Source organism: Luteimonas aestuarii (assembly GCF_004357985.1).
GTDB classification, from domain to species: Bacteria; Pseudomonadota; Gammaproteobacteria; order Xanthomonadales; family Xanthomonadaceae; genus Luteimonas; species Luteimonas aestuarii.
Genome location: NZ_SMTF01000001.1, coordinates 161,469 through 187,357, shown reverse-complemented (window position 1 = coordinate 187,357; position 25,889 = coordinate 161,469). Strand labels below are relative to the sequence as shown.

The 25,889-nt window shown below is 66.7% G+C and carries 22 protein-coding genes and 2 pseudogenes; 10 read left to right on the top strand and 14 right to left on the bottom strand.

The features are described from left to right. On the top strand, positions 1-939 hold the full coding sequence (locus tag E2F46_RS00855) for a DUF1684 domain-containing protein (RefSeq protein ID WP_133320294.1): 939 nt from the start codon (positions 1-3) through the stop codon (positions 937-939). A gap of 19 nt (positions 940-958) precedes the next feature. Continuing rightward, the gene (locus E2F46_RS00850) at positions 959-1,945 is read left to right on the top strand and encodes a TraB/GumN family protein (RefSeq protein WP_243720252.1); all 987 of its coding nucleotides are present in this window, start codon (positions 959-961) and stop codon (positions 1,943-1,945) included. Positions 1,946-2,034: 89 nt separating this feature from the next. Here the strand turns inward: E2F46_RS00850 and rnfB are convergent, their stop codons facing one another. The 7 genes from rnfB to E2F46_RS00815 all read right to left on the bottom strand — a co-directional run bounded on the left by rnfB (position 2,035) and on the right by E2F46_RS00815 (position 11,065). Next, positions 2,035-2,469 carry an Rnf electron transport complex subunit RnfB gene (gene rnfB, locus E2F46_RS00845; RefSeq protein ID WP_133320293.1) on the bottom strand — a complete coding sequence of 145 codons (435 nt, stop codon included), beginning with the start codon at positions 2,467-2,469 and terminating at the stop codon, positions 2,035-2,037. Beyond that, complete coding sequence (locus tag E2F46_RS00840; RefSeq protein ID WP_133320292.1) at positions 2,466-3,056, bottom strand: HAD-IB family hydrolase; 591 nt, start codon at positions 3,054-3,056, stop codon at positions 2,466-2,468. The genes rnfB and E2F46_RS00840 overlap by 4 nt, the downstream gene beginning before the upstream one ends. 47 nt (positions 3,057-3,103) lie before the next feature. After that, positions 3,104-5,302, bottom strand: coding sequence for a methionine--tRNA ligase (gene metG, locus E2F46_RS00835; protein WP_133320291.1), 2,199 nt, complete (start codon positions 5,300-5,302; stop codon positions 3,104-3,106). A gap of 109 nt (positions 5,303-5,411) precedes the next feature. Then, positions 5,412-5,870 carry a DUF2147 domain-containing protein gene (locus tag E2F46_RS00830; protein WP_243720251.1) on the bottom strand — a complete coding sequence of 153 codons (459 nt, stop codon included), beginning with the start codon at positions 5,868-5,870 and terminating at the stop codon, positions 5,412-5,414. 109 nt (positions 5,871-5,979) lie between these two features. After that, complete coding sequence (locus E2F46_RS00825) at positions 5,980-8,160, bottom strand: S9 family peptidase (RefSeq protein WP_243720250.1); 2,181 nt, start codon at positions 8,158-8,160, stop codon at positions 5,980-5,982. Continuing rightward, positions 8,100-9,839: a TonB-dependent receptor domain-containing protein gene (locus E2F46_RS00820; RefSeq protein WP_133320290.1), complete on the bottom strand. Its 1,740-nt coding sequence runs from the start codon at positions 9,837-9,839 to the stop codon at positions 8,100-8,102. The genes E2F46_RS00825 and E2F46_RS00820 overlap by 61 nt, the downstream gene beginning before the upstream one ends. Positions 9,840-9,874: 35 nt before the next feature. After that, a complete protein-coding gene (locus tag E2F46_RS00815; protein ID WP_133320289.1) occupies positions 9,875-11,065 on the bottom strand; it encodes a TonB-dependent receptor plug domain-containing protein in 1,191 nt (396 codons plus the stop codon). A gap of 185 nt (positions 11,066-11,250) precedes the next feature. Between E2F46_RS00815 and apbC the strand changes: the two genes are divergently transcribed. Continuing rightward, on the top strand, positions 11,251-12,105 hold the full coding sequence (gene apbC, locus E2F46_RS00810; RefSeq protein ID WP_133320288.1) for an iron-sulfur cluster carrier protein ApbC: 855 nt from the start codon (positions 11,251-11,253) through the stop codon (positions 12,103-12,105). 119 nt (positions 12,106-12,224) lie between these two features. After that, positions 12,225-12,797: a dCTP deaminase gene (dcd, locus tag E2F46_RS00805; RefSeq protein WP_133320287.1), complete on the top strand. Its 573-nt coding sequence runs from the start codon at positions 12,225-12,227 to the stop codon at positions 12,795-12,797. Between the two features lie 159 nt (positions 12,798-12,956). Here the strand turns inward: dcd and E2F46_RS00800 are convergent, their stop codons facing one another. Next, complete coding sequence (locus tag E2F46_RS00800) at positions 12,957-13,394, bottom strand: HIT domain-containing protein (RefSeq protein ID WP_133320286.1); 438 nt, start codon at positions 13,392-13,394, stop codon at positions 12,957-12,959. A 172-nt stretch (positions 13,395-13,566) separates the two neighbouring features. Here E2F46_RS00800 and rimO point away from each other — a divergent pair, with 172 nt between their 5' ends. Further along, complete coding sequence (rimO, locus tag E2F46_RS00795; RefSeq protein WP_133320285.1) at positions 13,567-14,943, top strand: 30S ribosomal protein S12 methylthiotransferase RimO; 1,377 nt, start codon at positions 13,567-13,569, stop codon at positions 14,941-14,943. Between the two features lie 46 nt (positions 14,944-14,989). Here the strand turns inward: rimO and E2F46_RS00790 are convergent, their stop codons facing one another. The 4 genes from E2F46_RS00790 to E2F46_RS00775 form a co-directional block, all read right to left on the bottom strand. Next, positions 14,990-15,376, bottom strand: a complete 387-nt coding sequence (locus E2F46_RS00790) for a hypothetical protein (protein ID WP_133320284.1) — start codon at positions 15,374-15,376, stop codon at positions 14,990-14,992. 79 nt (positions 15,377-15,455) lie between these two features. Continuing rightward, positions 15,456-15,977, bottom strand: coding sequence for a transcription elongation factor GreB (gene greB / locus E2F46_RS00785; RefSeq protein ID WP_133320283.1), 522 nt, complete (start codon positions 15,975-15,977; stop codon positions 15,456-15,458). A gap of 9 nt (positions 15,978-15,986) precedes the next feature. Continuing rightward, on the bottom strand, positions 15,987-16,517 hold the full coding sequence (locus tag E2F46_RS00780) for a copper resistance protein NlpE (RefSeq protein ID WP_165967304.1): 531 nt from the start codon (positions 16,515-16,517) through the stop codon (positions 15,987-15,989). A gap of 23 nt (positions 16,518-16,540) precedes the next feature. Then, positions 16,541-18,028: a helicase HerA-like domain-containing protein gene (locus E2F46_RS00775; protein ID WP_133320281.1), complete on the bottom strand. Its 1,488-nt coding sequence runs from the start codon at positions 18,026-18,028 to the stop codon at positions 16,541-16,543. A 132-nt stretch (positions 18,029-18,160) separates the two neighbouring features. Here E2F46_RS00775 and E2F46_RS00770 point away from each other — a divergent pair, with 132 nt between their 5' ends. Then, positions 18,161-19,696 (top strand): transglycosylase SLT domain-containing protein, encoded by a 1,536-nt coding sequence (locus E2F46_RS00770; protein ID WP_133320280.1) that lies wholly within the window; start codon positions 18,161-18,163, stop codon positions 19,694-19,696. Between the two features lie 219 nt (positions 19,697-19,915). Here the strand turns inward: E2F46_RS00770 and asd are convergent, their stop codons facing one another. Then, positions 19,916-20,758 (bottom strand): archaetidylserine decarboxylase, encoded by an 843-nt coding sequence (gene asd, locus E2F46_RS00765; RefSeq protein WP_133320279.1) that lies wholly within the window; start codon positions 20,756-20,758, stop codon positions 19,916-19,918. Continuing rightward, positions 20,755-21,402: an SCO family protein gene (locus tag E2F46_RS00760; RefSeq protein ID WP_133320278.1), complete on the bottom strand. Its 648-nt coding sequence runs from the start codon at positions 21,400-21,402 to the stop codon at positions 20,755-20,757. Before E2F46_RS00760 ends, asd begins: the two co-directional genes overlap by 4 nt. Before the next feature lie 91 nt (positions 21,403-21,493). Here E2F46_RS00760 and prmB point away from each other — a divergent pair. The 4 genes and pseudogenes from prmB to E2F46_RS00740 form a co-directional block, all read left to right on the top strand. After that, positions 21,494-22,405: pseudogene (prmB, locus tag E2F46_RS00755) on the top strand (50S ribosomal protein L3 N(5)-glutamine methyltransferase); the annotation flags it as partial. A 171-nt stretch (positions 22,406-22,576) separates the two neighbouring features. Next, entirely contained in the window at positions 22,577-23,674 is a 1,098-nt protein-coding gene (gene aroC / locus E2F46_RS00750) for a chorismate synthase (protein ID WP_133320276.1), read from the top strand. Beyond that, positions 23,667-24,774 (top strand): annotated as a pseudogene (locus E2F46_RS00745) (2-hydroxyacid dehydrogenase). Before aroC ends, E2F46_RS00745 begins: the two are co-directional and overlap by 8 nt. Further along, positions 24,771-25,799 carry an aspartate-semialdehyde dehydrogenase gene (locus E2F46_RS00740; protein WP_133320274.1) on the top strand — a complete coding sequence of 343 codons (1,029 nt, stop codon included), beginning with the start codon at positions 24,771-24,773 and terminating at the stop codon, positions 25,797-25,799. The pseudogene E2F46_RS00745 and the gene E2F46_RS00740 overlap by 4 nt, the downstream one beginning before the upstream one ends. The last annotated feature ends 90 nt before the right edge of the window (positions 25,800-25,889 follow it).

Genomic DNA, 25,889 nt, shown 5'->3' with positions numbered 1-25,889 from the left:
ATGCGAAAGCTGACGTGGGGCGTGTGGCTGGGGACGTCGATGCTGCTGGCCGCGTGTGGCGGTTCCGGTGGGTCGCAGGACAGCGGTCTCGAGCCGCCGCCGCAGGATCCGCGGTTTGTCGCCGACAACGCGCAATGGCGCGAGGAACGCCGCGAGCGCCTGCTGCAGCCCGACGGCTGGGCGAGCCTCGTGGGATTGCATCGTCTTGAACTCAACGCGCACTACGTCGGCAGCGGGGCGACCAACGGCATCCGGCTGGCGAAGGGTCCGGAAAAACTCGGCCTGCTGCAGCAGTCGGGCGGCCGCGTGTGGCTGGTGCCGGAACGCGGCGTCGCGCTCACGCTGGATGGCGAGCCTGTGAAGGCGCGCTTCGAACTGAAGCCCGATACCGATCAATCACCCTCCATCGTCGGTTTCGATGAAGGCAACGGTCAGTTGTCGTTGTTGCAGCGGTCTGGTGGCAAGGCGCTGCGCGTCAAGCACGCGGACGCCGAAACGCGCACGCAGTTCGGCACGCTGGAGTACTGGCCGGCCGATGCCGGCTGGCGCATCGACGCCAGCTTCGTGCCGCATGCCACGCCGCGCACGCTCGAGATCATGGACATCACCAGCCAGCTGCAGGCCTTGCCGAATCCGGGCGTGGTCGAGTTCGAGCGCGACGGCGCGCGTTACCGGCTGGAGGCGCTGGAAGGCGAAGAGGGCGGCCTGTTCCTGGTGTTCGCCGACCGTACCAGCGGCCACGAGAGCTATGGTCCGGGGCGATACCTCTACACCGATGCGCCGGACCGGTCGGGCGCGGTCGTGGTGGACTTCAATCGCGCCTACAATCCCCCGTGCGCCTTCACCGACTACGCCACCTGTCCGCTGCCGCCCCATGAGAACCGCATGGACCTGGCCGTGACCGCTGGCGAGAAGCGCTACCGCCGTCCCACACCCTGATCACAAAGGATCGTCGTCCATGTCGATTTCGAACCCCGTGCCCGCGATGCTCCGCGGCCTCAAGACCACTCTATGCAGCGCCGCGGTGTGCGCACTGCTGCTCGTCGGGCCAGCCGCTGCACGGCAAGGTACCGAGCCCGCGTCCGCGCCGCCGGTGCCGCTGCTGTGGAAGGTGTCCGACGCCGACAACGCGGTGTACCTGCTGGGCTCGTTCCACCTGCTCAAGCCCAGCGACTATCCGCTGTCGCCGGACGTGGATACCGCATTCGCCGCCGCCGACCGCGTGGTGTTCGAGATCGCGCCCGAGGAGATGGGCTCGCCGGCGCTGGGCATGCAGATGGGCCAGGCCGCGCTGCGCACCGATGGCACCCAGCTCAACAGCGAACTGCCGCCGGAAACGGTGGCCGCGCTCGATGCCTGGGTGCAGGAGAATGCCAGCCACCTCGCCGCGATGCAGATGAACGGGCAGGTGCTGCAGATGTTCGAGCCGTGGTTCGTTGGACTGATGGTGACCATCGTCGAACTGACCAAGTATGGCCTGGACCCGGCCATCGGCCTCGACACCCATATGGCGGAGCGCGCGCGCACCGCCAACAAGCCGACCTCGGGCCTGGAGACCGGCGCCGAGCAGATCGCGTTCCTCGACGGCATGGACCCGGCCGAACAACTGCAGTTCCTGCAGGAATCGCTGAAGTCCGGTGCCGAAGGCCAGGAAGCGGTGGAGAAGCTGCACAACGCCTGGCGCGCGGGGGATGCCGACACGCTGTGGCGGGAAATGGCCCTGGAGATGCGCGATCAGTTCCCGAAGCTCTATCACCGCATCAACGTCGAGCGCAACGACGCCTGGGTGCCGAAGATCGCCGCCCACCTCGAGGCACCGGGTAGCGACGACACCTTGGTCGTGGTCGGCGCCCTGCACCTGCTGGGCGAGGACGGCGTGGTCGAAAAGCTGCGCGAACGCGGCTACGAGGTGGAGCGGATCTGCTCCGCCTGCGCGACGCGCTGAGGGCGGCGCACTGGAGTCAATCCCGGTCCCGGCGTCCGCCGGGACCCGTCTGATCCCGCTGCGGCGTGCTTCGGCACGCCGTTCTGTCGTCAGGGGACGGGAGCCGTACCGGGTCGAAGTTCGATGCAGTCCACGGGACACGGTGGGATGCACAGCTCGCAGCCGGTGCACAGCGCCGCGATGACGGTATGCATCAGCTTGCTGCCGCCGACGATGGCGTCGACCGGACAGGCCTGGATGCACTTGGTGCAGCCAATGCAGTCGGCTTCGACGATCAACGCCACCTGCGGCGGCTTGTGCATGCCGCGCGTTCGGTCATAGGGAAGGGGAGGCACGTCCAGCACGTGGGCCAGGGCGCGGGCACCGGCATCGCCACCCGGCGGGCAGTGGTCGACGCCGGCTTCGCCGCGCGCCATGGCCACGGCGTATGGCCGGCAGCCGTCGTAGCCGCACTGTCGGCATTGCGTCTGCGGCAGCAGGCGGTCGAGCCGCTCGACGAGGTGGAGATCGGCGGGTGCGTTCATGCGACCTGCACCCCGCGGTACCAGCGCTCGTGCGCCAGGGCGAGCATCGGGCGGTCCTCGCCGCTGTCGCCGTAGGCATGGATGCGCTCGTAACGCGACAGGTCGTGGTGCCGGCGGATCTCGTCCGCCTTGTGCGCGCCGATGTCGCGCACGGCGTAGCGGCCGGTCAGCCGTCCGCCCCGCACTTCGAGCGTATTGCAGAGCAGCGCCAGCCCGTGCTGCGCGCACCACGGGCGCAGGTAGGCATCCAGCGACGCCGACACCAGCACCACGTCATGGCCCTGCTGGCGATGCCAGCCGATGCGCGCCATCACCTCGGGGCGCACCAGCGCGGGCAGTGCCTCGCGCGCGTAGGCCCGTCCGTGCGCCTCGATCTCGTCGGGCGTGCGCCCGGGAAAGACCCGCGCGGTAACCCGGCGACGGATGCGCCCGGCGCTCACCAGCTTCAGCCGATAGCCGAGCAGCCAGGGACCCACCGTCCATTTCGCCGACGCAAGCTGCGCCGGCGTGGCCACGCGGCGCAGGAACCGCGCGTAGGTATCGCAGGTGGTGACGGTGTGGTCGAAATCGAACAGGGCGAGCTGCATGACGGGACGTTGGGCCGATGCGGCTGGTGGCGACAACGCCGCGGCGATCAACGCACCGGCATGCCGGGCTGCGCGCCGGCATCGACATCCAGCAGCGCCAGTGCACCGCCATCGAAACCGGCCGACAGGATCATCCCCTCGCTCATGCCAAAGCGCATCTTGCGTGGCGCGAGGTTGGCGATGAACACGACGTGGCGACCGACCAGCGCCTCCGGATCACCGTAGCTGGCGCGGATGCCGGAGAAGATCTGGCGCGTGCCGAGGTCGCCGGCATCGAGCTCGAAGCGCAACAGCTTGTCCGAACCCTCCACGAACCCGCACGCGACCACCTTGCCGATGCGCAGGTCGAGCTTGGCGAAATCGTCGATGCTTACGATCTCGCTCCCTCCTCCGCTTGCGGGGGGTGAAGAGGTGCGCTCGCGAACCAGTGGTTCGCGCGCCGATGAACGCCCGTCGGCTGCGCCGATGGGCCGGGCGGGCTGGGGTGGGGGCAAGGACGATGCCTGCAGCTCTGCCGCCTTCGCGGTCTGCGCGGCTTTGGCCGCAGCGGCCAAGGTGTCTTTCGAAGCTTCGGTCATGGCGTCGATGCGTTTTGGATCAATGCGGGTGAACAGGGCGGTGTACGGCGCAAGCGCCCGGCCCGCCAGGTCGATGGTGGCGCCGGGGGCGAGATCCACGCCGCCGAAATACGCCTCGACCTTACCCACCGTGGCCGGCAGGATCGGCTTGAGCATGCCCGCGATATCTGCGAAGGCCTGCAGCGAAGTGGCCAGCACCAGGTGTAGGTCGGGCTGGCGTGCATCGTCCTTCGCCAGCGCCCACGGCGCGGTCTGTGCGATGTACTCGTTGACGCGGTCGGCTGCGGACATGGCAGTGCGGGCTACCGCGGCGAAGTTGCCTTGTTCGTAGTCGGCCGGCACCGTCGCTGCCGCCCTCCGGACGTCCGACAGCACCGCATCGGCCTGGGCTTGCCAGCCCTCGCTCGTCCCATCCAGGGTGTCGCCGGGGAGTGCGTTGCCGAAGTGCGTGTCCAGCAGTTTCGCGCAGCGACTGGCGATGTTGACGAACTTGCCGACCAGGTCGCTGTTCACGCGTGCGACGAAATCGGACAGGTTCAGGTCCACGTCGTCAACGCCACCCGACGACTTGGTGGCGAAGTAGTAGCGCAGCGCCTCCGGGTCGAGCCCGCTATCGAGGTAGGTGCGCGCCATGACGAAGGTGCCGCGCGACTTCGACATCTTGTCGCCGTTGACCATCAGGTAGCCGTTGACGTGCAGCCGTTCCGGCAGGCGCAGGCCGTTGCCGGCAAGGACGGCGGGCCAGAACAGGCCGTGGAAGTTCACGATGTCCTTGCCGATGAAGTGGCGCAGTTCCGCGTGGTCGCCGGGTGCGAGCAGGCGTTCGAACTCGGCCTCGTCGAAACCGGGCTTGCGGCCGCTGCGCGCAAGCGCGAGCAGGCTGGAGAAGTAACCGATCGGCGCATCCAGCCAGACATAGAAGTACTTGCCCGGGTGGCCGGGGATCTGGAAGCCGAAGTAGGGCGCGTCGCGCGAGATGTCCCAGTCTCGCAGGCCGCCCTCGGCATCGATCCATTCGCGCAGCTTGGCCTTGACGCCGGGGATCGCGACGTCGCCTTCCAGCCAGCCGCGCAAGACCCCGGTGAAATCGCCGACCTTGAAGAAGAAGTGCTCGGACTCGCGCAGTTCCGGCGTGGCACCCGACACCACCGAGCGCGGGTGTTTCAGTTCCGTCGGCGAATAGGTCGCGCCGCAGGCCTCGCAGTTGTCGCCGTACTGGTCGGGCGTGCCGCAATTGGGGCATTCGCCCTTGACGTAGCGGTCCGGCAGGAACATCGCCTTGACCGGATCGAACAGCTGCTCGATCGAACGGCGCTCGACGTGGCCGCGGCCGTCCAGTGCGGCGTAGAAGCGCTCGGTCAGCTCACGGTTCTCGGCCGAATGGGTGGAGTGGTACCAGTCGAAGGCCACGCCGAAATCGGCGAAATCACGCTCCTGGCTGGCCTGCGTGCGCTGGATGAATTCCTCCGGGGGCACGCCTGCCTTTTCGGCCGCCAACATGATCGGCGTGCCATGCGTGTCATTGGCGCAGGCGAAATGCACCGTACCGCCCGCCATGCGCCGCGCGCGCACCCAGATGTCGGCCTGGATGTAGCCGACCAGGTGGCCGATGTGCAGGTGGCCATTGCCGTAGGGCAGGGCGCTGGTGACGAGGGCGGGGCGGGGCATGGAGGCGGTCTTTGTGGCGGCCCTGGATTATCGCATGGGCATCGCCGCTGCCCGGCCACGAAAAAGCCCGGCATCTGCCGGGCTTCCGGGACTTCTAAGACGGGGCGTGCTACTGGCGGACCCAGACCTGCGTCCGGCACAGGAAGGCGATGCAGCCGGCCACTTCCAGCTTGCTGCCGCCGTCGACCAGCTTCATCTTGGAGCGATAGACCTTGCCCTCCTCGGGATTGAGGATGGTGCCGCCACCGAACCCATCGCCGCGTTCCGCGCGCATGCCGCGGATGATCTCCATGCCGGTGATCGGACGGTCCTTGCGGTCGTCGCTGCACTTGTCGCAGGTGGGGTTGGGGCGGCTGGGATTGAGCAGTTCGACGATGCGGCCGGTGTAGGTGCCATCGCTTCCCTGGCGGATTTCGACGATGGACTTGGGCTTGCCCGACTCATCGATGGTTTGCCAGCGACCCGCTGGATCAGATGCGAATGCTGGGATGCTGACGCAGATTGCGATGGCGGCGAGTGCCGCGGAACCGAGCTTGCGCACGAACGATTTCTCCAGGGTGGCGGCCACAGGCCGACGATGACGGCGTTATAGCGCATTGGCCCCCTGCGCGGCGGCGATTGCCGCTGGCGTTCAGGGCAGGGAGGGGTCGCGTTCAGGCGCGCCCCTGCCTTCGCCATCAGTCCGACGCGGTTCCACCCGCTGGCTGCGCGCTGCCGATATGCCTGTCGAAGAACTCGAGCATCTTCGTATACAGGTTGACGCGGTTGTCCACGTCGTAGAAGCCGTGCATCTCGCCGGACTGGATGATCATGCCCTCCGGCGGGTTGCCTGCGGCAATCAATGCACGATTCATCAGCTCGGTCTGCTCCGGCGGGGTGCGTTCGTCGCGCGCGCCTGCCGCCAGATAGACCGGAATCCCGACCTCCCCGGCACGTCGTGCAGGCGAGTTCTCGGCCCATACGGAGGCATCGGTTCCATGCGTCCTCCGCAGGTAGCGCAGGCCTGACTCCGATTGCGGGATGTCGCCGCGCTTGAACATCATGTCCACGTCGTACACGCCGACATAGCCAAAAGTGCAGCGATACAGCCCGGGCTCGCGAATGGGCGCCATCAACGACGAGTAGCCGCCGAAGCTGCCGCCATAGATGCAGATGCGGTCCTTGTCGGCATGGCCTTGTGCGATTGCCCAGCGGGTGGCATCGATGATGTCGTTCTGGATGCCTTGGCCCCACTGCATGTGGCCGGCATCCTGGAATGCGCGTCCGTATCCACCCGAGCCGCGGAAGTTCACCTGCAGCACGGCATAGCCGCGGCTGGCGAGCATCTGCGCTTCCCAGTTGAAGCCCCAGGCATCGCGCGGACCGATGGGGCCGCCATGTGGATTGACGATCATCGGCAAGTTGCGGCCATCGCTGCCATTGGGGATTGTCAGGTAGCCGTGGATCGTCATGCCATCGCGAGAGGCGAACGAAAATGGCATGGTCGACGCCATCTTCGTTTTGTCCAGCCACTGGCGATTGCTCATCATGAAGCGCGCCTGCCCGGTATCCCGGTTGTAGAGGTAAAGCTCGCCAGGGTTGGAGTCGGAATAGACCGACACCAGGATCTGGCTGCCGTCATCGGTGTGGCTTGAGAACGACACCATCTCTCCCGGAAAAGCTGATGCGAGTGACGAGAACAACTCCGCGTCGCGATGGGTGGCGTTGATCAGTTGGACCATCGGCGCGCCGGCTTCCGTGACCACGCCCACCAGAGTTTCCCCATCCGTGGACCAGATGGCGCGCGAGACATCCGCGACGGGATCGCTGAACAAGGGACTGAACTCGCCCGACTCGACGTCGAGGGTTCCGATGGCGGAGGGCTGCTTGCCGTCGCTGCGGTCGACGTAGACCGTGCCATCGTCGGTAGTCCGGATGACGCGCAGATGATAGCCGTCGGAACGCGATGCGTTGATGAGCGTCCATCGCGCTCCGTCGCGGCGATACAGTTCTGTCCTTTCGTCGTAGTTGCCATCCTCGTCACGGCTGGATGAGCACACGGCGAATCGTGGTTCCTTCCGGGCATCCAGGGCGATTCCGCAGTTTTCCTTGGGCGCTCGTGCCAAGGGCGTCCTGCGCCCGCTGAAGACGTCCATCCTGACGACTTCGGTGCCGGCACCTTCGGACGACCGTGGCGAGGTGACCGACATGACCACGAACTGGTTGTCATCCTTGAGCGTGTCAAGGAGGCGGAACTGCTGGTTGCTGACGGTCTTGCCACGTTGGGTGGCATCGCGGGTGCCGCGGAATACCAGAGGACGCGGTTGTGACCCGTCTGCATTGACGGCGAACCATTCGCCAAGCATGAACGGCTGCGCGTAGCCGCCCAGCTTGCGCACGGCGTTGAACATCAATCGATCCGGGCTGACCCAATGGAACTCGCCAACGCTCTTCTTGTCGGGTAGCTGGTTGATCTTGAGGACAGTCAGGTCGCTGGTGCGCATAACCGTCAATACATCCTGGTCACCACGATCGACGGTTACTGCCAGGAATCGGCCATCGGGCGAGATCTTGGCGTTGCTGTAGGTCGGGTGGCGAGCGAAGTCCTCGATTGAATACGCCGATGCGTGCGCGGGCGAAAGGTTCATCGCCGCGGCCATCAAGGCTGCTGCAATCGTCGAAAGGCTTTTCATACCCATGTCTGAATATCTCCCATGTGTGCTGGCGGCAGCATGAGGTGCTCCAGCAACGATGTTCGTGGTCCTCAAAGCAAGAGCCCGGCGGATGCCGGGCTCTTGTCTGATGGCCCGCCGTTCTTTCAGAACCGGTAGGACAGGCTGAAGGCATACCTGCGGCCCAGCGGATCTGCACCGATCCATGGGTTGAAGTACGGATAACCTTGGCCAGGGTCGTGCCGATACTGGTTGTTCGTCACGTTGACCACGTCGAATTGTGCGCGCAGGTTGGGTCCGAAGCGCTTTCCGACGGTCAGGTTGTAGACCATGTACGGGTGGAGGCGACGACCAAAGCAGACCTGGTCATTCGGCGGCAGCAGGCACCCGTCCTCCTCCTGGAAAGACCAGGCCGAACCCAGGCGCGAACCATACACGGTGGTATCCCAGTCACCCTTGTTCCAGGTGACCGACCCGCGGACCCGGCTGCGCTCGGGATAGAACCAGATCGGAGGCGAGTCGCGGTAGTCCACCAACTCGTCGCTTTCGAACTGCTTGTACTTGTTGGTGAGGACCAGCGAGTAGTTCACGTCGAATCGGAAGCGACCCAGGCGATCGGTATCCAGGACATAGCGGAATGTCGAGTCGATGCCGCTTGTGTCGCGCAGCGCGGTATTGATGTACGCGGAGTTGATGCTCTCGATTCGTCCGTCCAGCGTAGTGCCGGGTGCCACCTGGCGGGTCACAAGCGAGGTGACGTTGCCGCAGAACTCAGGTGTCAATTCCGGTCGCGGGGCGGTGGAACTCCAACTGCCCAGGCGGCAGGCTGCCTCGGCCTGCAGGATGAAGTCATTGCTCAACTGCGCGGCAGCATCGGCCAATTCGATGCGGTAGTAGTCCACGGACAGCGACATGTTGTCGATGATGTCCCAGACGAACCCATAGCCATAGGACGTGCCTTCTTCCTCCTTGAGGCCGGGATTGCCGGAGAGCGACGTGCGCGCGGAGTAGATCGTGGGATCTCCGGTTTGGTTGCACTGTGCGCGTGTACGGGGTCCGCCGGCGGACCCCGGGCCGATACCGGCCCGGCAGGAATATTCGTCCAGCACATTCGAGAACGATGCGGCACCCTCGGCATAGACAAGCTGCATGTCCGGCGCCTTGAAGCTGGTGGCGTACGAACCGCGGAGCAGCAGCCTTTCCCAGGGCCTGAATTCCAACCCGAGGTTATAGGTGATGGCGTCGTCCACGGCCGTGATGTCGTCGTACTTGTCGTAACGTGCGGCAAGCTGCGCATCGAGCATGCTGAAGATCGGCACGCGGAACTCGACGCCTGCGGCATAGCGATCACGACGACCCGTCGTCTGGCCCGAACTTACCAGGTTATAGACCGTCTGGTTGTCCGCGGGACGGAGCGGGTCGAGGCGGGGATCGCTGCGCAACTCCGTCTCTTGGCGCACCCCTTCCAGCACGCCTGCGAAGCCTACGGGGCCCGCGGGCAGGTCGAACAGGTCGCCGCTGATGTTGAAATTCACCGCACTCGAGCTGGTGGTGCCCTTGTTGATGACACGGGTCGACACCGATTCATAGATCTCGGGCGTCCATGGGGCGAACCAGCGGTCGCGGTTCAGGGTATGAATCGGGAAGCCGCTGATGAACCCTTGGCGTGGTCCCAGGAAGTAATCATGCACGGCTTGGGCCAGCAGTCGCGGACGATCTGCTTCGTAGCGATATTCCGAGTGCTGAGCGAAAGCCTCCCAGTCGAAGCGTTCGCCGAACATGCCGCGTACGCCTGCAGTGATGTCGTAGGTACTTTCGTCGAACAGCGTAGTCGCCGCTTCGTTGCCGCCAAGCTCGAAGGGATTGAAGACTCGTTGCAGTTGCACCAGATGACCGAGCGTCGGGTCGTAGAATACTGAGCTCAGCCCGCCAGTGGAATTGACGAGGAAGCGATTGTTGGCAGTCCCCCCCAGAACTCCGTGCCCGAGCTCGCCTTGGCGTCACTGCCATAATAGGTGATGCTGCCGAAGAGCTGCGTTTCCGGAGTGATGTCGAAGGTGCCGTAGCCATATGCGGAGTGGAAGCTGCCCGCGTTAGAGATCGACCTGGAGCCCACCTGGTTGAACGAGCCGCAGTAGGTGCCGCGTGCGGCCGTGGTGACGGTGGTATAGCCAAAACGATCGCAGTTGGCCTGTCCGGGGTACAGGCTTTCGTGGTTGGTCGGTCCTGAAGGGTGTGCCGAGGCACGGATGGCGATCAGCGACAGCGCCGGGTTGACAACCAGTCCATAGGGATTGTTGCGGGTGTCTGCCATGAAGTCGCGTTGCGTGCCAAACACTGCCTCGTTGGCGCCATACTGGAAAGCGAACAGTGTCGACCAGCGGTCACCGGTCCTTCCCCCTGTGTATTCGATGGAGAAGCGGTCGCCGCCGCCCTCGGCCGTAGTGCCCACGACGCCACGGAGCAGGTTGCCTTCGTAGTTCTCGCGGAGCACGATGTTGACCACGCCTGCCACTGCGTCGGAGCCATAGATCGCCGATGCACCACCGGTCAACACTTCGATGCGCTCGACGATGGACGTGGGCACGGCGCGCACGTTCACGACGTTATTGTCGCGGTTGTAAGGCTGTGGGTACTGCGCGGGGCGGCGGCCGTTGATCAGCGTGAGGGTGTAGCCAGGCCCCAGGTTGCGCAGGTTGACGACCTGGGCGTTCGGGGTGAAGCCGGTGACGCCAAGATCCCCAGTGAACGAAGACGCGGTGTTCTGGCTCAGCGACTGCAACACGTCACCGATCGTCTGGAAGCCTTCACGGTCGATATCCTCGCGTGAAATCACCGTCACCGGTGCCGGGCCTTCGATCTCCGCGCGCTTGATGCGGGAACCGACCACCGAGACCCTGTCGAGGGTTGCGGCGCTGCTTGAGCCGGGGCGGGACTCCTGCAGCTCGTTTTCGTCCTGGTCGCTGCTGCTAGCGTCCTGCGCTGCCGCAGTGCCCATCGTGGTCAGGAAAAGTGCGGCGAACAGCGCCGAACTCAAGTGGCTGGGCTTCGGGCCAGTCATGCGTTTTTTCATTGATATATCCCCAAGAATGGTTCGAGTGACTGCGTCCATCGTCCAATGCGGCCGTCAGTTTCGCGTAACAACATTAGGAAACGGGCGGTTCCCCCTGCCCGATGAAGCGACCTTAACATGTGGTTAATTGCCGTGCCAGATGTCACATGCGGTGCGGGGTACATATGCTAGGCCGCAGTCCCGGGCAGCACCTTCGGTCGTAACATGTTGTAATCATTCGACACATGCCTTCGCAAACTCTCCCCCGCGGCGTCCAGCCACAGCTCTTCCCCCTTGCCCGCATCCGCAACATCCTCGCCGTCGGTTCCGGCAAGGGCGGGGTGGGCAAGTCCACCACGGCCGTGAACCTTGCGCTGGCCCTGGCGGCGGGCGGCGCGCGGGTCGGGGTGCTGGATGCCGACGTCTATGGCCCGAGTATTCCGATGATGCTGGGCCTGTCGGGCCGGCCGGACAGTCCGGACGGGAAGTCGATCGAGCCGATGCGGGCGCACGGGATCGAGGCGATGTCGATCGGGCTGCTGGTCGAGCAGGACACGCCGATGATCTGGCGCGGACCGATGGCGACGTCGGCGCTGACGCAGTTGCTCAACGACACGCTGTGGGGCGGCGAGGAGGGCCTGGACTACCTGGTCGTGGACCTGCCGCCGGGTACCGGCGACATCCAGCTGACGCTGGCGCAGAAGATCCCGGTGGCAGGGGCGGTGATCGTCACCACGCCGCAGGACGTGGCCACGCTGGACGCGCGCAAGGCGCTGAAGATGTTCGAGAAGGTGGAGGTCGCGGTGCTGGGGCTGGTGGAGAACATGGCCCAGCACGTGTGCTCGAACTGCGGCCATGTGGAACACCTGTTCGGGCAGGGCGGTGGCGAGCGGATGGCCGCCCAGTACGGGGTGCCGCTGCTGGGCTCGCTGCCGCTGGAGATCGGTATCCGCGAGCAGGGCGATGCCGGGACCCCGATCGTCGTGGCGCAACCAGAGTCGGCCGCGGCGCAGGCGTATCGGGAGACGGCGCGGCGGCTGGTCGAGGAACTTTCGAAGCGACCGCGGGCAGCGATGTCGATCTCCGCTTCGCTGGTGTAGGGCGGGTCTCGACCCGCCGTGCTTGGCACGCCTGGCTTGGCGACGGTGATCGAAGTGCGGCGGGTCGAGACCCGCCCTACAATGCCCGATTCGGCCACCACGGCTACGGGAACCACTGCATGAGCATCAAGAGCGACCGCTGGATCCGGCGGATGTCCGAACAGCACGGCATGATCGAGCCGTACGCACCGGGCCAGGTCAAGGAAGCCAATGGCGGCCGCATCGTCAGCTATGGCACCTCCAGCTACGGCTACGACGTGCGCTGCTCGCGCGAGTTCAAGGTGTTCACCAACATCAACTCGACCATCGTCGACCCCAAGCACTTCGACCCGAAGAGCTTCGTCGACATCGAGGCCGACGAGTGCATCATCCCGCCCAACAGCTTCGCGCTGGCGCGGACGGTGGAGTTCTTCCGCATCCCGCGCGACACGCTGGTGGTGTGCCTGGGCAAGAGCACCTATGCGCGCTGTGGCATCATCGTCAACGTCACCCCGCTGGAGCCGGAGTGGGAAGGCCACGTGACGCTGGAATTCAGCAACACCACGCCGCTGCCGGCGCGCATCTACGCCAACGAGGGCGTGGCGCAGATGCTGTTCTTCCAGTCCGATCCGGATGACGTGTGCGAAACGTCCTACAAGGACCGCGGCGGCAAGTACCAGGGACAGACGGGCGTGACCTTGCCGAAGACCTGAGTCTGGTCGATTCGAAGCGCGGCGGGGATGACCGACGCGTGCGATGTGCCCGTGTGCATCCTGCGCGCCCATGTTCGAGACCGCTTGCTCGAAGCCACTGGGTTCCGGCGTTCGCCGGGATGACGGGAGCTGGCTTGCGCGACCAGCCTGTGCGGCCGATCAGGGCGCGCTGAGGAAACCCTCGCGCAACACCTGCACGCGCTCGATCAGCAGCTCCGGTGGATAGGGGCGTGCCGCCACGCGGCCCCAGACCGGCGCTGGCCACGCCGGGTCGTTCTCGAAACGTGCGATCACGTGGACGTGGAGCTGCGGCACCAGGTTGCCCAGCGCAGCCACGTTGAGTTTGTAGGGCTGGAACGCGTCGCGCAGCAAGCGTGCGGCCTGGTCGATCTCGTCGGTCAGTTGCCGGCGCTGGCCGGCATCGAGGTCGATCAGTTCGCGCGCACCGGCGATGGTTGGCACCAGCACCAGCCACGGGTAATTGGCATCGTCCATCAGCCGCACCTCGCACAGGGCCAGGGTGGCCAGGGGGTGGGTGTCGGCGGCCAGTTGCGGGTGCAGTTCGTAGCGTGTCGGCGCTTGCGCGTGACGGCCCATGGCAGGCTCCTTGAGCAGGGAGGGTGGCTTCAGGGAGCCCCATTGTGCGCCCTCGGGACCGGACTGTCGGCGGCAAGCTGCCAAACACGGTCGCAGCGGCGCATTGCGACGTGTACCGGGGGGCGGGGCGGTCGGCTCGTATAATGCCCGGCCCTGCCAGCGCCGCGCTTCCATGCCAGCCAGCCAGCCCAAAGTCGGTTTCGTCAGCCTCGGTTGTCCCAAGGCGCTGGTGGATTCCGAGCGCATCCTCACCCAGTTGCGGGTCGATGGCTACGACATCGTGCAGACCTACGACGATGCCGACGTGGTGGTGGTGAATACCTGCGGCTTCATCGACTCGGCGGTGGCCGAATCGCTGGATGCCATCGGCGAGGCCATGGCCGAGAACGGCAAGGTCATCGTCACTGGCTGCCTGGGCAAGCGCTCGGAGATGATCCGCGAGCAGTATCCGGACGTGCTCTCGATCAGCGGCCCGCAGGACTACGGCAGCGTGATGTCGGCCGTGCACACCGCGTTGCCGCAGTCGCACGACCCGTTCACGAACCTCGTGCCGCGTCGTGCCGCCGGGGATGATGTGGGCATCAAACTCACGCCGAAGCACTACGCCTACCTGAAGATTTCGGAAGGCTGCAACCACCGCTGCAGCTTCTGCATCATTCCGTCGATGCGTGGCGACCTGGTGTCGCGCCCGGTCGACGACGTGCTGCGCGAGGCCGAGCGCCTGGTGGTGCGCGGCGGGGTGCGGGAACTGCTGGTGATCTCGCAGGACACCTCGGCCTACGGCGTGGACGTGAAATACGCCGAACGTGAGTGGCGTGGCAAGGCGTACCAGACGCGCATGAAGGCCCTGTGCGAGGGGCTGGCCGAGCTGGGCGTGTGGACGCGGCTGCATTACGTGTATCCGTATCCGCATGTCGACGACATCATTCCGCTGATGGCGGAAGGAAAGCTGCTGCCTTACCTCGACATCCCGTTCCAGCATGCCAACCCGCGCGTGCTGAAGTTGATGAAGCGCCCCGGCGCGGTCGACAAGGTGCGCGAACGCATCGCGCGCTGGCGCGGGATCTGCCCGGAGCTGACGATCCGCAGCACCTTCATCGTCGGCTTCCCCGGCGAGACGGAGGCGGAGTTCGAGGAACTGCTGGACTTCCTGCGCGAGGTGCGACTGGATCGCGTGGGGGCGTTCGCCTATTCGCCGGTGGATGGCGCGACGGCGAATGCGCTGCCCGATCCCGTCCCCGAAGCCGTGAAGCAGGAGCGCCTGGCGCGTTTCATGGAGGTGCAGGCGGAAATCTCCACGCAGAAGCTCGAGGACAAGGTGGGCAGCGTGCAGCGCTGCCTCGTCGACCTGCTGGACGGCGAACTGGCGATCGCCCGTTCGATGGCCGACGCGCCCGAGATCGACGGCGTGGTGCAGATCCAGGATGGCCGCGACGCCGGCCTGCAGCCGGGCGAGTTCGTCGACGTGCGCATCATGGGCAGCGACGAGCACGATCTGTATGGCGAGGTGGAGTACGGCCGCGGGCTGGAGCTTCTTCGCGACGCGTGAAACGGTGCCCCGGCGCCCAGACCGCGCGCCGATCCCGCCGATGCCGTCAGTCGGAGCTTGCCCCCGTCCGCACGAGGACCATCGCTTCGTCGCGTTCGTCGGCGGCCTGGCAACCACCGCCATCCTGCCGCAAGGCGTCGGCATCGCCGATGACCCGGAAACCGAACAGGCGGTCGTCGCGCGTGGGCACTGGCTGTGGATCGACGAGGATCACGCAGCTGCCGGCGATCTCGTCGATCCACCACGTCCCGCGCAACATGCGCGTCCCGGTGGCGTCGGCCGCGCAATGCAGGTCGAGCACATAAGTCTTGTCGGTCGAAAGCCGCAACCGGGCCGACAGGAACTCGCAGGCCCCGTCCCGCTGCCAGCCGTCGCGCACCTTGCCGGAATACTCCCCGGCAAGCAGCGGTTGCCGAGCGGGCGGCCATTCCACGATGTATCCCTGCGCTGCCGCAGTCATTCCGAAAGCGCTGGCAGACAGGGCGAGGGTCGGCAAGACGCGGCGCCCCGCTTTAGCAAGGACCATCGTCCGACTCCCGGTATTCAATCGCCACCACAGCGAACCGCGCGGGCCCGCCCGGCAACTGCGCTTCGAACTCGTCGTCCACGCGCTTCTTCAGCATCGCGCGCGCGAGCGGCGAGTCGATGCTGATCCAGCCCAGTTTTGCATCCGTCTCGTCCGGGCCGACGATGCGGTAGCGCGATGTCTCGCCGGTTTCCAGGTGCTCCACTTCGATCGTCGCGCCGAAGAACACGGCTTCGGGATCGGAGGGCACCGTGTCCACCACGCGCAGCGTCTCCAGCCGTTGGCCCAGGTAGCGCACGCGCCGATCGATCTCGCCAAGCTGCTTCTTGCGGTAGGTGTATTCCGCGTTCTCGGAGCGGTCGCCCTCGGCCGCCGCCGCGGCCAGTGCCTTGACCACTTCAGGTCGCCTGACGCGCCACAGTTCGTCCAGTTCGGCCTTCAACCGTGCATGCCCGGCCGGGGTGACCAGCGCAGTGCTCTTCTCGGAGGGTGGCCGCCAGCGTCCCACGGTGGCCGGTCAGTCGCGGCGCAGGAGGTGGTCCAGCGTGCTGTCGATGGCATTGCCCTCCGGGTCGAGGGCCCGCAGTTCATCGTTCGAGACGATCGAAAGGTGGCGGTCCGGCGCATCTTTCACGTCCGGATCGAGCAGCAGGCGCGTGCCTGCGGCATCGACGGTCCAGGTGCCGGCGGTCTGCGCGTTGCCACGGTCGCGGTAGGCCTCGGTGAGGTGGAAGGTGCCGTCATCGGCGATGTGCAGGCGCGTGTCGATGCCCGGGCAATCGGCGCAGGGCAGGGTGCCGCTGAACATGCCGGCGAATGCCCTGCGGTCGAAGCCCGCCGGTTCCGGGCGCGAGTGGTGTTCGATGGCGATGGCGTCGCTGCCTTCGAGCAGCGGGTCGCGCCCGGGTTGTGCTTCGGGCGTCGTGGTGGTCGCGTTGGCTGTTGCGGCGCCGCCGGTGTCGATATCGGTGGATTTATCGGCTGCAGGCTGGCAGGCGCAGATGGCAAGCGCGAGGGTCAGGGACAGCGGCAGACTGCGAAGCGACATGCGAAACCTCGACTTGGATGCGGTCATTTGATTTTCATGCCACCTAAGACATTACGAATGATGCGACTAGTAACAGTGCGAGCCGCCTGTTTTCCGGCTGCTTCCAGCACTCCTTGTCGCTTGTTTGTGCCCAGTAGCCAGCGAGAAATCACCCCTGCCATTCCCCCCTCGTTGGCGTCGTCGCCGGATTTCGCCGCCGGCGCCTGCTTTTGCGCAGGCATTTCCTCGGTGCGTCGGGCCAGCATCTCGGCAGCCGAGTCGCGATTCACCGCAGTGTCGTACTTGCCACCGACCGGACTGCCTGCGCGCACCTGCGCGCGTTCGGCCTCGGTGATCGCACCCATGCGGCAGCGCGGCGGCGACACAAGCGTATGTTCGACCGGCATCGGAATGCCCTTGTCCTGCAGGGTGGACACCAGTGCCTCGCCGGTGCCGAGTGCCGACAGCGCTTCAGCGACCCTGAGCCGCGGATTGGCGACGAAGGTCTCTGCGGCGGTGCGCACCGCCTTCTGGTCGCGCGGCGTGAACGCGCGCAGGGCGTGCTGCACGCGGTTGCCGAGCTGGCCGAGGATCTCGGTCGGCACGTCGTCGGGGTACTGCGAGCAGAAATACACGCCTACACCCTTGGAGCGGATGATCCGCACCACCTGTTCGATCCGCTGGCGCAGCGCCGGGGGCGCGTCGTTGAACAGCAGGTGCGCCTCGTCGAAGATGAAGACGAGCTTCGGCTTGTCCAGGTCGCCCACTTCCGGCAGCGTTTCGAACAGCTCCGACAGCAGCCACAGCAGGAAGCTCGAGTAGAGCCGCGGCTTGAGGATCAACTGGTCGGCCGCCAGCAGGCCGATCACGCCGCGCCCGTTGACGTGGGTGCGCATCAGGTCGTGCAGCTCCAGCGCGGGCTCGCCGAAGAAGTGGTTGCCACCTTCCTGCTCCAGCCGCAACAGCGCACGCTGGATGGCGCCGACCGACTGCGTGCTGACCAGGCCGTAGCTGGTGGAGATGTCCTTGCGCTCCTCGACGATCAGGTTGAGCAGGGCGCGCAGGTCGGCCAGGTCGAGCAGCAGCAGGCCGCGGTCGTCGGCCAGCTTGAACAGGATGTCCAGCACGCCGCCTTGGGTGTCGTTGAGTTCGAGGATGCGCGACAGCAGCACCGGCCCCATCTCGCTGACCGTGGTCCGCACAGGGTGGCCGAGCTTGCCGTACAGGTCCCAGAACACCACCGGGCTGCCTTCCGGCGTCCAGTCGTCGATGCCGATCTGTGCGGCGCGTTGGAGCAGGCGCTCGCTCGCCTCGCCGGGCATCGCCAGGCCTGCCACGTCGCCCTTCACGTCGGCCAGGAACACCGGCACGCCGATCCGCGAGAAGCCTTCGGCCAGCGTCATCAGCGTGACCGTCTTGCCGGTGCCGGTGGCGCCGGCCACCAGGCCATGGCGGTTGCCGTACTTCGGCAGCAGGTGCACCTGTCCGCTGTCCGGGGTGGTGATGGCCTTGCCGACGAGGATCGGGTCCATGGACGTTCCGTGTGGATGGGTCTCGGCCATTCTAGCGGTTGATCCCGACATCGAGACGTCGCGCTTGCCCCCTGTCGCAGGCGGCGGATACCCTGCCGAATCCCCGCCACGCCGCAGAGAGCCGCTTTGTCCATGCCGTCCCGCACCACCGTTTTCCTGCCGCTGTTGGCGCTGGCCATTGCCGCCGGCGCGATTCCCGAGGCGCAGGCCCAGTCCCGCCGCGGGCAGGCCGACATCGAAGCGCTGCAGCAGCGGATGACCGAGGCGGAGGCGCGGTACCGCGAAGCCATGGTCAAGGCCGGCAACAACGATCCGGCCGGCGTGGACGAGAGCAATGCCGCGCTGGAGGACATGGAGGACGTGATCGTCGAGTGCGGGCGCACGCGCGGCTGCGGCACGGGCACCCTGCTGGCGACCTACAAGCGGCTGCTGAAGGCGCAGGTTGACGCCGCCGCCGCGGCGGAGGACGACGAAGCCGATACCACGTTGGTCGACGATGGCGATGGCCTGCCGACCGGGGACGTGCCGCCCGCGGCGACCGCAGCGGCCCTGCTCAGCGCCGATGACCGTCGCTTCATGGAGCTGGTGCAGATGAATCCGGCGGTGCAGGCCGGCATCCGCCGCTGGCTGACCGACATGCGGGTGTCGCTGATCACCAGCCACGAGAACTACCAGTACATGCAGCACCTGATGTCACCGGGCTTCACCCGTCGCGGCCTGCCCGAGGCGCTGCTGTTCGGCATCCTGGCCAAGGAATCGAACGGCCGGGTGCACTCGCGCTCGCGCGCGGGTGCGCTGGGCCCGTTGCAGTTCATGCCGGCCACCGGCGCGCGTTTCGGCCTGGGCCGCGACGACACCGGCTTCGATACGCGCTACGACGCACGCATGTCGGCCGATGCGGCTGCCGCCTACCTCAGCGAACGCTTTGCCGAGCTGGGCAACAACATCGAATACTGGCTGGCGGCCTACAACGGCGGCGAAGGCCGCGCGCGCCGCGTCTACCGGGAGTTCAACGGCAGGCCGTTCTGGGATGTCGACGTTTACAACCAGTTCCCGGCGGAAACCAAGGACTACGTGCCGATGGTGATCGCCGCGGCCTGGCTGTACATGCATCCGCGTGAATACGGGCTGGTGTTCCCCAGGGTCGACACGCGGCCGGCCACCTTCGCCCTGAAGCAGCCGGCGTCGATCTACGAGCTGACCATCTGCCTCGGCAACGGCGGTACCCGCGAGGGCTACATGCGCGCGCTGCGCAACCTCAATCCTCGCTACGAGGCCGAGCAGTGGATCCCGGCGGGCACGGTGCTCAACGGCACCGTACGCATGGCGGGGTTGTACGAACGCTGGTGCGTGCGCGGTGCGCGGGCAGAACTGGCGCGGCGGCTGGTCAACAGCGATCCGGCCAGCGCGATCGTCCGCACCAGTGCGCTGCAGCCGGTTTCGAATGACGAGGTGCCCGCGATTGGTGCCACGCCTGCGGCGGCACCCGCGCCGGCGCCTGCAGCGGCCATGCGTACCCATCGCGTGGCCCGGGGTGAAACCCTGGTGGCCATCGCACAGCGCTACCAGTGCGATACCGGCGTGCTGGCGCGCGCCAACGGCATCGCCGCACCGCGTTACCTGGTACGGCAGGGGCAGTCATTGAAACTGGAAGGTTGCAGGCGCTAGTTCGCTGCCCGGCGAAGAATGTCCGTTCGTCATCCCCACGACGGCGGGGATGCATGGACTTGTCCATGGACGCATCCTTCGGCAAGCCAATGCCGGGATGGAACAGCACTTGGCGTGCTTCTACGGCACCGAGCGCCGGTGTGTCGCGGGACGACCTTCGATGCACGATGCCCAAGGCTCCCCGGTTTGGCGGGGATGGCGACATCTGTCCGGTCTTGCCTAGCGCAAGCGGGCCAGTCGCTGCCCCAGCTTCACCGGTGACTCGGCCTTCAGCGTGGGCTCGAGCTCGGCCACGCCGGGCGGAAGCAGCACGATCACGGTGGAGCCGTAATTGAAGCGGGCCATTTCCTCGAACCTCTCCAGCGTGATGCCACGCCCCCGCCAGTCCTTGCGGGTGATGCGGTCGCCGTAGGCCGGGATTTCCTCGCCGCTCCAGACCGTCTCCACGCCCGATACCAGCAGCGCGCCCACCATCACCGAGACCATCGGCCCGAAGTCGGTGTCGAAGTGGCACGCCAGGCGCTCGTTGCGCGCGAACAGGCGCGGCACGCTGGCCACGGCATCGGTGCCCACGCTGAACAGCCGGCCTGGCACGTGCACCGTCTCGCGCAGCGTGCCGGTCCAGGGCATGTGCACGCGGTGGTAGTCGCGCGGCGACAGGTACACGGTGGCGAACAGGCCATTGCGGAACGGCTCCGCATCGACCACGTCGCCCAGCAGTTCGGCGGCGGTGAACGACTGGCCCTTGGCCTGGAAGATGCGGCCGTCCTCGATGGCGCCGCACTGGCTGACGTGGCCGTCGGCCGGCATCAGCAGGGCGCGCGGGTCGGGATCGGCGACGCGTGCGCCGGGCTTGAGTGCGCGGGTGAAGAACGCATTGAAGGTGGCGTAGCTGCGCGGGTCGGGGTTCGCGGCTTCGGCCAGATCGACGTTGAACTTGTGCACCACGGTGTCGATCAGCCAGCGGCTGGTGCGGGGCGAGTCGGAATAGGCCAGGCGGCGCGCCAGCGACGACAGCAAGCGGTGCGGCAGCGCATAGGTGAGGGCGGTGACCGGACTCACTGGCGCGAGGTCTCGGTCAGGCCGGTGAAATCGGCGGCGATGGCGGCCGGCTGCTCCAGCGCGCTGCCCGGCAGCACGCCGGCCATGCGACCCTGCGGGTCCAGCACCGCCAGCGAGGCGCTGTGGTCGATGGTGTACTGGTTGGGACCATCGCCCAGCGGCACCTTCGCGAAGACCAGCGACAGCGAGCGCGCGAAGGTTTCGAGCGAGGGAATGTCGCCGGTGGCAGCCAGTGTGTCGCGATGGAAGGCGTGGGCGTATTCGCCAATGCGGTCGGGTGTATCGCGCTCCGGATCGACCGAGACGAACAGCACGCGCGGTCGGATCGATTCGGGGAAGGCTTCCCATTCCCGTTGCGCCTGCGCCAACTGGGCCAGCGTGGTCGGGCAGACGTCCGGACAGAAGGTGAAGCCGATGAACACGACGGTCCAGTGGCCGTTGAGTTCGCCGGGTACCAGTTGCGTGCCATCGGACTGCTGCAGGCTGAAAGGCGGGATCTGCCGGGGCTGCGGGAACAGCTTGACCACCTGCGTCGCCGGCTGCGCGCTGGCGCGGTCGGCGCCGAAGTAGTGGTTCGCGGCCAGCAGGCCGGCACCGCCGGCCAGGGCGATGACGAGGATGACGAGGGTGGTGCGGTTGAACATCGCGCTGCCTGTGGATCCACGGTGAGCGACCATGATACCCGCCCCCCCGTTTATACTTGCCGACCGGCCCGACGCCGGGGTGTGCGAGCCCATGACCGACGAACTGCAGACGATCATCGACCTGATCCGCTACGGCGCCAGCCGCTTCAACGCGGCGGGGCTGACGTTCGGCCACAGCCATGACAACGCCATCGACGAGGCCACGCACCTCACCCTGCACGCGCTGCACCTGCCGCACGACCTGGGCCCCGCCTACGGCAACGCCCGGGTCACGCTGGCCGAGAAGGAAGACGTGCTGGCGCTGTTCCTGCGCCGCATCGAGGAGCGCGTGCCCGCCGCCTACCTGACTGGCGAGGCGTGGTTCGCGGGCCTGAGTTTCAAGAGCGACCGCCGCGCGCTGGTGCCGCGTTCACCCATCGCGGAACTGATCCTCTCGGGCTTCGAGCCCTGGCTGGGCGGCCGCGAGGTACGCCGCGCGCTGGACCTGTGCACGGGGTCGGGCTGCATTGCGATCGCGATGGCGCACTACAACCCCGACTGGCACGTGGATGGCGCCGACATCAGCGACGAGGCGCTGTCGCTGGCGCGCGAGAACGAGGCCCGCCTGCTCACCGCCAACACCCGCTTCGTGAAGTCGGATGTGTTTTCCGGCCTGCAGGGCGAACACTACGACCTGATCGTCAGCAACCCGCCGTATGTCACCAACGACGAGACCGACGCGCTGCCGAAGGAATATGCCTACGAGCCCGAGCTTGGCCTGCGTGCAGGCGACGACGGCCTCGACATCGTGTTGCGCATGCTGCGCGACGCGCCACTGCACCTGACCGAGGACGGCCTCCTGATCTGCGAGGTTGGCGAGTCCGAACAGCACCTGGTCAGGCTGCTGCCCGAACTGCCACTGATGTGGGTGGAATTCAAGGTCGGCCAGATGGGCGTGTTCGTGGTCGAGCGCCACGACCTGGTCACGCACAATGCGCGCATCGCCGCACTGGCGGCGCAGCGCGAGGGCGCGGCGGCGCCAGCGGCAGCGGCAGCGTCTTCAACGCCCTCCGCCAGCAGCTTGTTCTGAGTGTGTGTTCGTGATTCCCGCGCAAGCGTGAATCTCTCTGAATCGTGGGATAGTGCGAATGTATTCCCGCATGCACGGGAATGACGGAGCAAGGCGGGTAGTGCATTGAACACCTTCGGCCATCTCTTCCGCGTCACCACCTTCGGCGAATCGCATGGGCCGGCGATCGGCTGCGTGGTCGATGGCTGTCCTCCGGGAATCGCGATTGCGCCGGAAGACTTCGCGCACGACCTGTCGCGTCGCGCGACCGGCAAGACGCGACATACCTCCGCGCGGCACGAAGCGGACGAGGTGGAGATCCTCAGCGGCGTGTACGAAGGCGTCACCACCGGCACCCCCATTGCCCTGCTGGTCCGCAACACCGACCAGCGCAGCAAGGACTACACCGCCATCGCCGCGCAGTTCCGGCCAGGCCATGCCGACTACACCTACTGGCACAAGTACGGCCTGCGCGATCCGCGCGGCGGCGGACGTTCGTCGGCGCGCGAGACCACGATGCGGGTGGCGGCGGCGGTGCTCGCGAAGAAGTGGCTGGCCGACCGTTTCGGCGTGAGCGTGCGCGGCTGCATGGGCCAGATCGGCGATATCGTGCCGGAGACGCACGACTGGCACGCGGTCGAAGCCAATCCGTTCTTCTGGCCCGATGCCGCGCAGGTGCCGGAGCTGGAAGCCTTCATGGATGCGCTGCGCAAGTCCGGCGATTCGGTCGGCGCACGCGTGACCGTGGTGGCCGACGGCGTGCCACCGGGCTGGGGCGAGCCGGTCTACGGCAAGCTCGACGGCGAGCTCGCCGAGGCGATGATGTCGATCAACGCGGTCAAGGGCGTGGAGATCGGCGACGGCTTCGCCAGCGTCGCGCAGAAGGGCACCACGCATCGCGACGTGATGACGCCCGGTGGCTTCCTGTCCAACCATGCCGGCGGCATCCTTGGGGGCATCAGCACTGGCCAGCAGGTGGTGGTATCGGTGGCATTCAAGCCGACCTCCAGCCTGCGCCTGCCGGTGCAAGGCGTGGACGTGGACGGCAACGTGGTCGATGTCATCACCACCGGCCGCCACGACCCCTGCGTGGGCATCCGCGCCACGCCGATCTGCGAGGCCATGTTGGCGCTGGTGTTGATGGACCAGGCGCTGCGCCATCGTGCCCAGTGCGGCGACGTGGGTGGCGTCGTGCCGCGCATCCCGCCATCCGCCGGTGGCTGACCGGCCGCGCGTCTGGGTGTCGCAGCCCCTGTTCGACGACATCGTCGGCCGGCTGCACGAACATTTCGAGGTGGATGCCACCGGCAAAGTGACCGTCTGGTCGTCGCCGCAGATCGCGGCCAAGCTGCGCGGATGCGAGGGCGCGGTGGTCACGCTCAACGAGCGCGTCGGCGCCCATGAAATCGCCGATGCGACCAGCCTGCGCGCCATTGCCAACGTCGGCGTCGGCTACAACAACCTCGATGTCGCCGCGCTCGGCGCACGCCGCATCGTCGCCACCAATACGCCCGACGTGTTGACCGAAACCACGGCAGACATGGCGTTCGCCCTGCTGATGGCGGCGTCGCGCCGGGTCACCGAAGGCGAGCGCTGGCTGCGCGAGGGGCAATGGACGCAGTGGGCGTTCGACAGCCTGCTGGGCAACGACATCCACGGCAGCACGCTCGGCATCCTCGGCATGGGCCGGATCGGGCAGGGCGTTGCGATGCGCGGCGCACAGGGCTTCCGCATGCGCGTGCTGTACCACAACCGCAGCCGCCTGCCGGACGGTATCGAAAGCAACTGTCGTGCACGCTATGTCGACTTCGCTACACTGCTGGCCGAGTCGGATCACCTGGTGCTGGTGCTGCCATACTCGCCCGCCACCCACCACGTCATCGATGCCGCCGCCCTCGCACGCATGAAACCCACCGCGACGCTCATCAACATCGGCCGCGGCGGCCTCGTCGACGAGGATGCGCTGGCCGACGCCCTGTCCGGCGGCCGCCTGTTCTCGGCGGGACTGGATGTGTTCGAAGGCGAGCCCGTGGTCAATCCGAAGCTGCTGGCGGTGCGCAACGTGGTGCTCACGCCGCATGTCGGCAGCGCGACCCGCGCCACGCGCCGCGCAATGGCAACGCTGGCCGTCGACAACCTGATCGCCGCATTGGGCCATGGCCCGGATGCAGGCAGTCCGCCGACGCCGATCACGGCCATCAAGACCGCGAAACGATAGGGGAGCCGCCGCCGGCATTGCGCGCGTGTTCCCCCGAAACAGGCGATGGCGCGTGCCGCACGCACGCAAGACACTCCACAGCAGATCCCGGATCCACTCCCCATGAACGATTCACAGCAACGCCGTTTCAACGTCGCCGTCGTCGGCGCCACCGGCGCGGTCGGCGAAACCATGCTCGCCATCCTCGCCGAGCGCGACTTCCCGGTCGGCAAGCTCGTCCCGCTCGCGTCGGAGCGTTCCGCCGGCAGCACCATCGACTACCGTGGCGATGACCACGTCGTGCAGGACCTCGCCACGTTCGATCCGGCCGGCATCGACATCGCGCTGTTTTCCGCCGGTGGCGAGACCTCGAAGGAACATGCGCCGAGGTTTGCCGCGGCCGGCGCGGTGGTGATCGACAACTCGTCGGCCTTCCGCTACGACGACGACGTGCCGCTGGTGGTCAGCGAAGTGAACCCGGAAGCGGCGAGGCAGCGCCCGCGCGGCATCATCGCCAACCCGAACTGTTCGACCATGCAGATGCTGGTCGCACTGGCGCCGATCCACCGCAAGGCCGGGATCACCCGCATCAACGTGGCCACCTACCAGTCGGTCTCGGGCGCGGGCCGTAGCGCGATGGAAGAGCTGGGCAAGCAGACCGCGCAGTTGCTGGGCTTCAGCGGCATCGATCCGCAGAAGTTCCCGGTGCAGATCGCCTTCAACCTGATCCCGCACATCGACAGCTTCCTCGACAACGGTTTCACCAAGGAAGAGATGAAACTGGTGTGGGAGACCCGGAAGATCCTTGGCGACGACAGCATCCAGGTGAACCCGACCGCGGTGCGCGTGCCCGTGTTCTACGGCCACTCCGAGGCCGTGCACCTGGAGACCCGCGACAAGATCACGGCCGACGAAGCCCGCGCGCTGCTGGCGTCGGCGCCGGGCGTGGAAGTGGTGGACGAGCGCAAGCCGGGCGGCTATCCGACACCGGTCACCCATGCCTCCGGCAACGACGCGGTATACGTGGGCCGCATCCGCGAAGACATCTCGCATCCGCGCGGACTGGACCTGTGGATCGTGTCGGACAACATCCGCAAGGGTGCGGCGCTGAACGCGGTGCAGCTGGCCGAACTGGTGGCGGCCGAAGGCTAGGGCCCGTGAACGCGACATGCGCCAACCGCATCGACAGGCCGCGGACATTGCCGAAGATGCGGTCTGGCGGCTAGAGTCGTCGGAATGTCA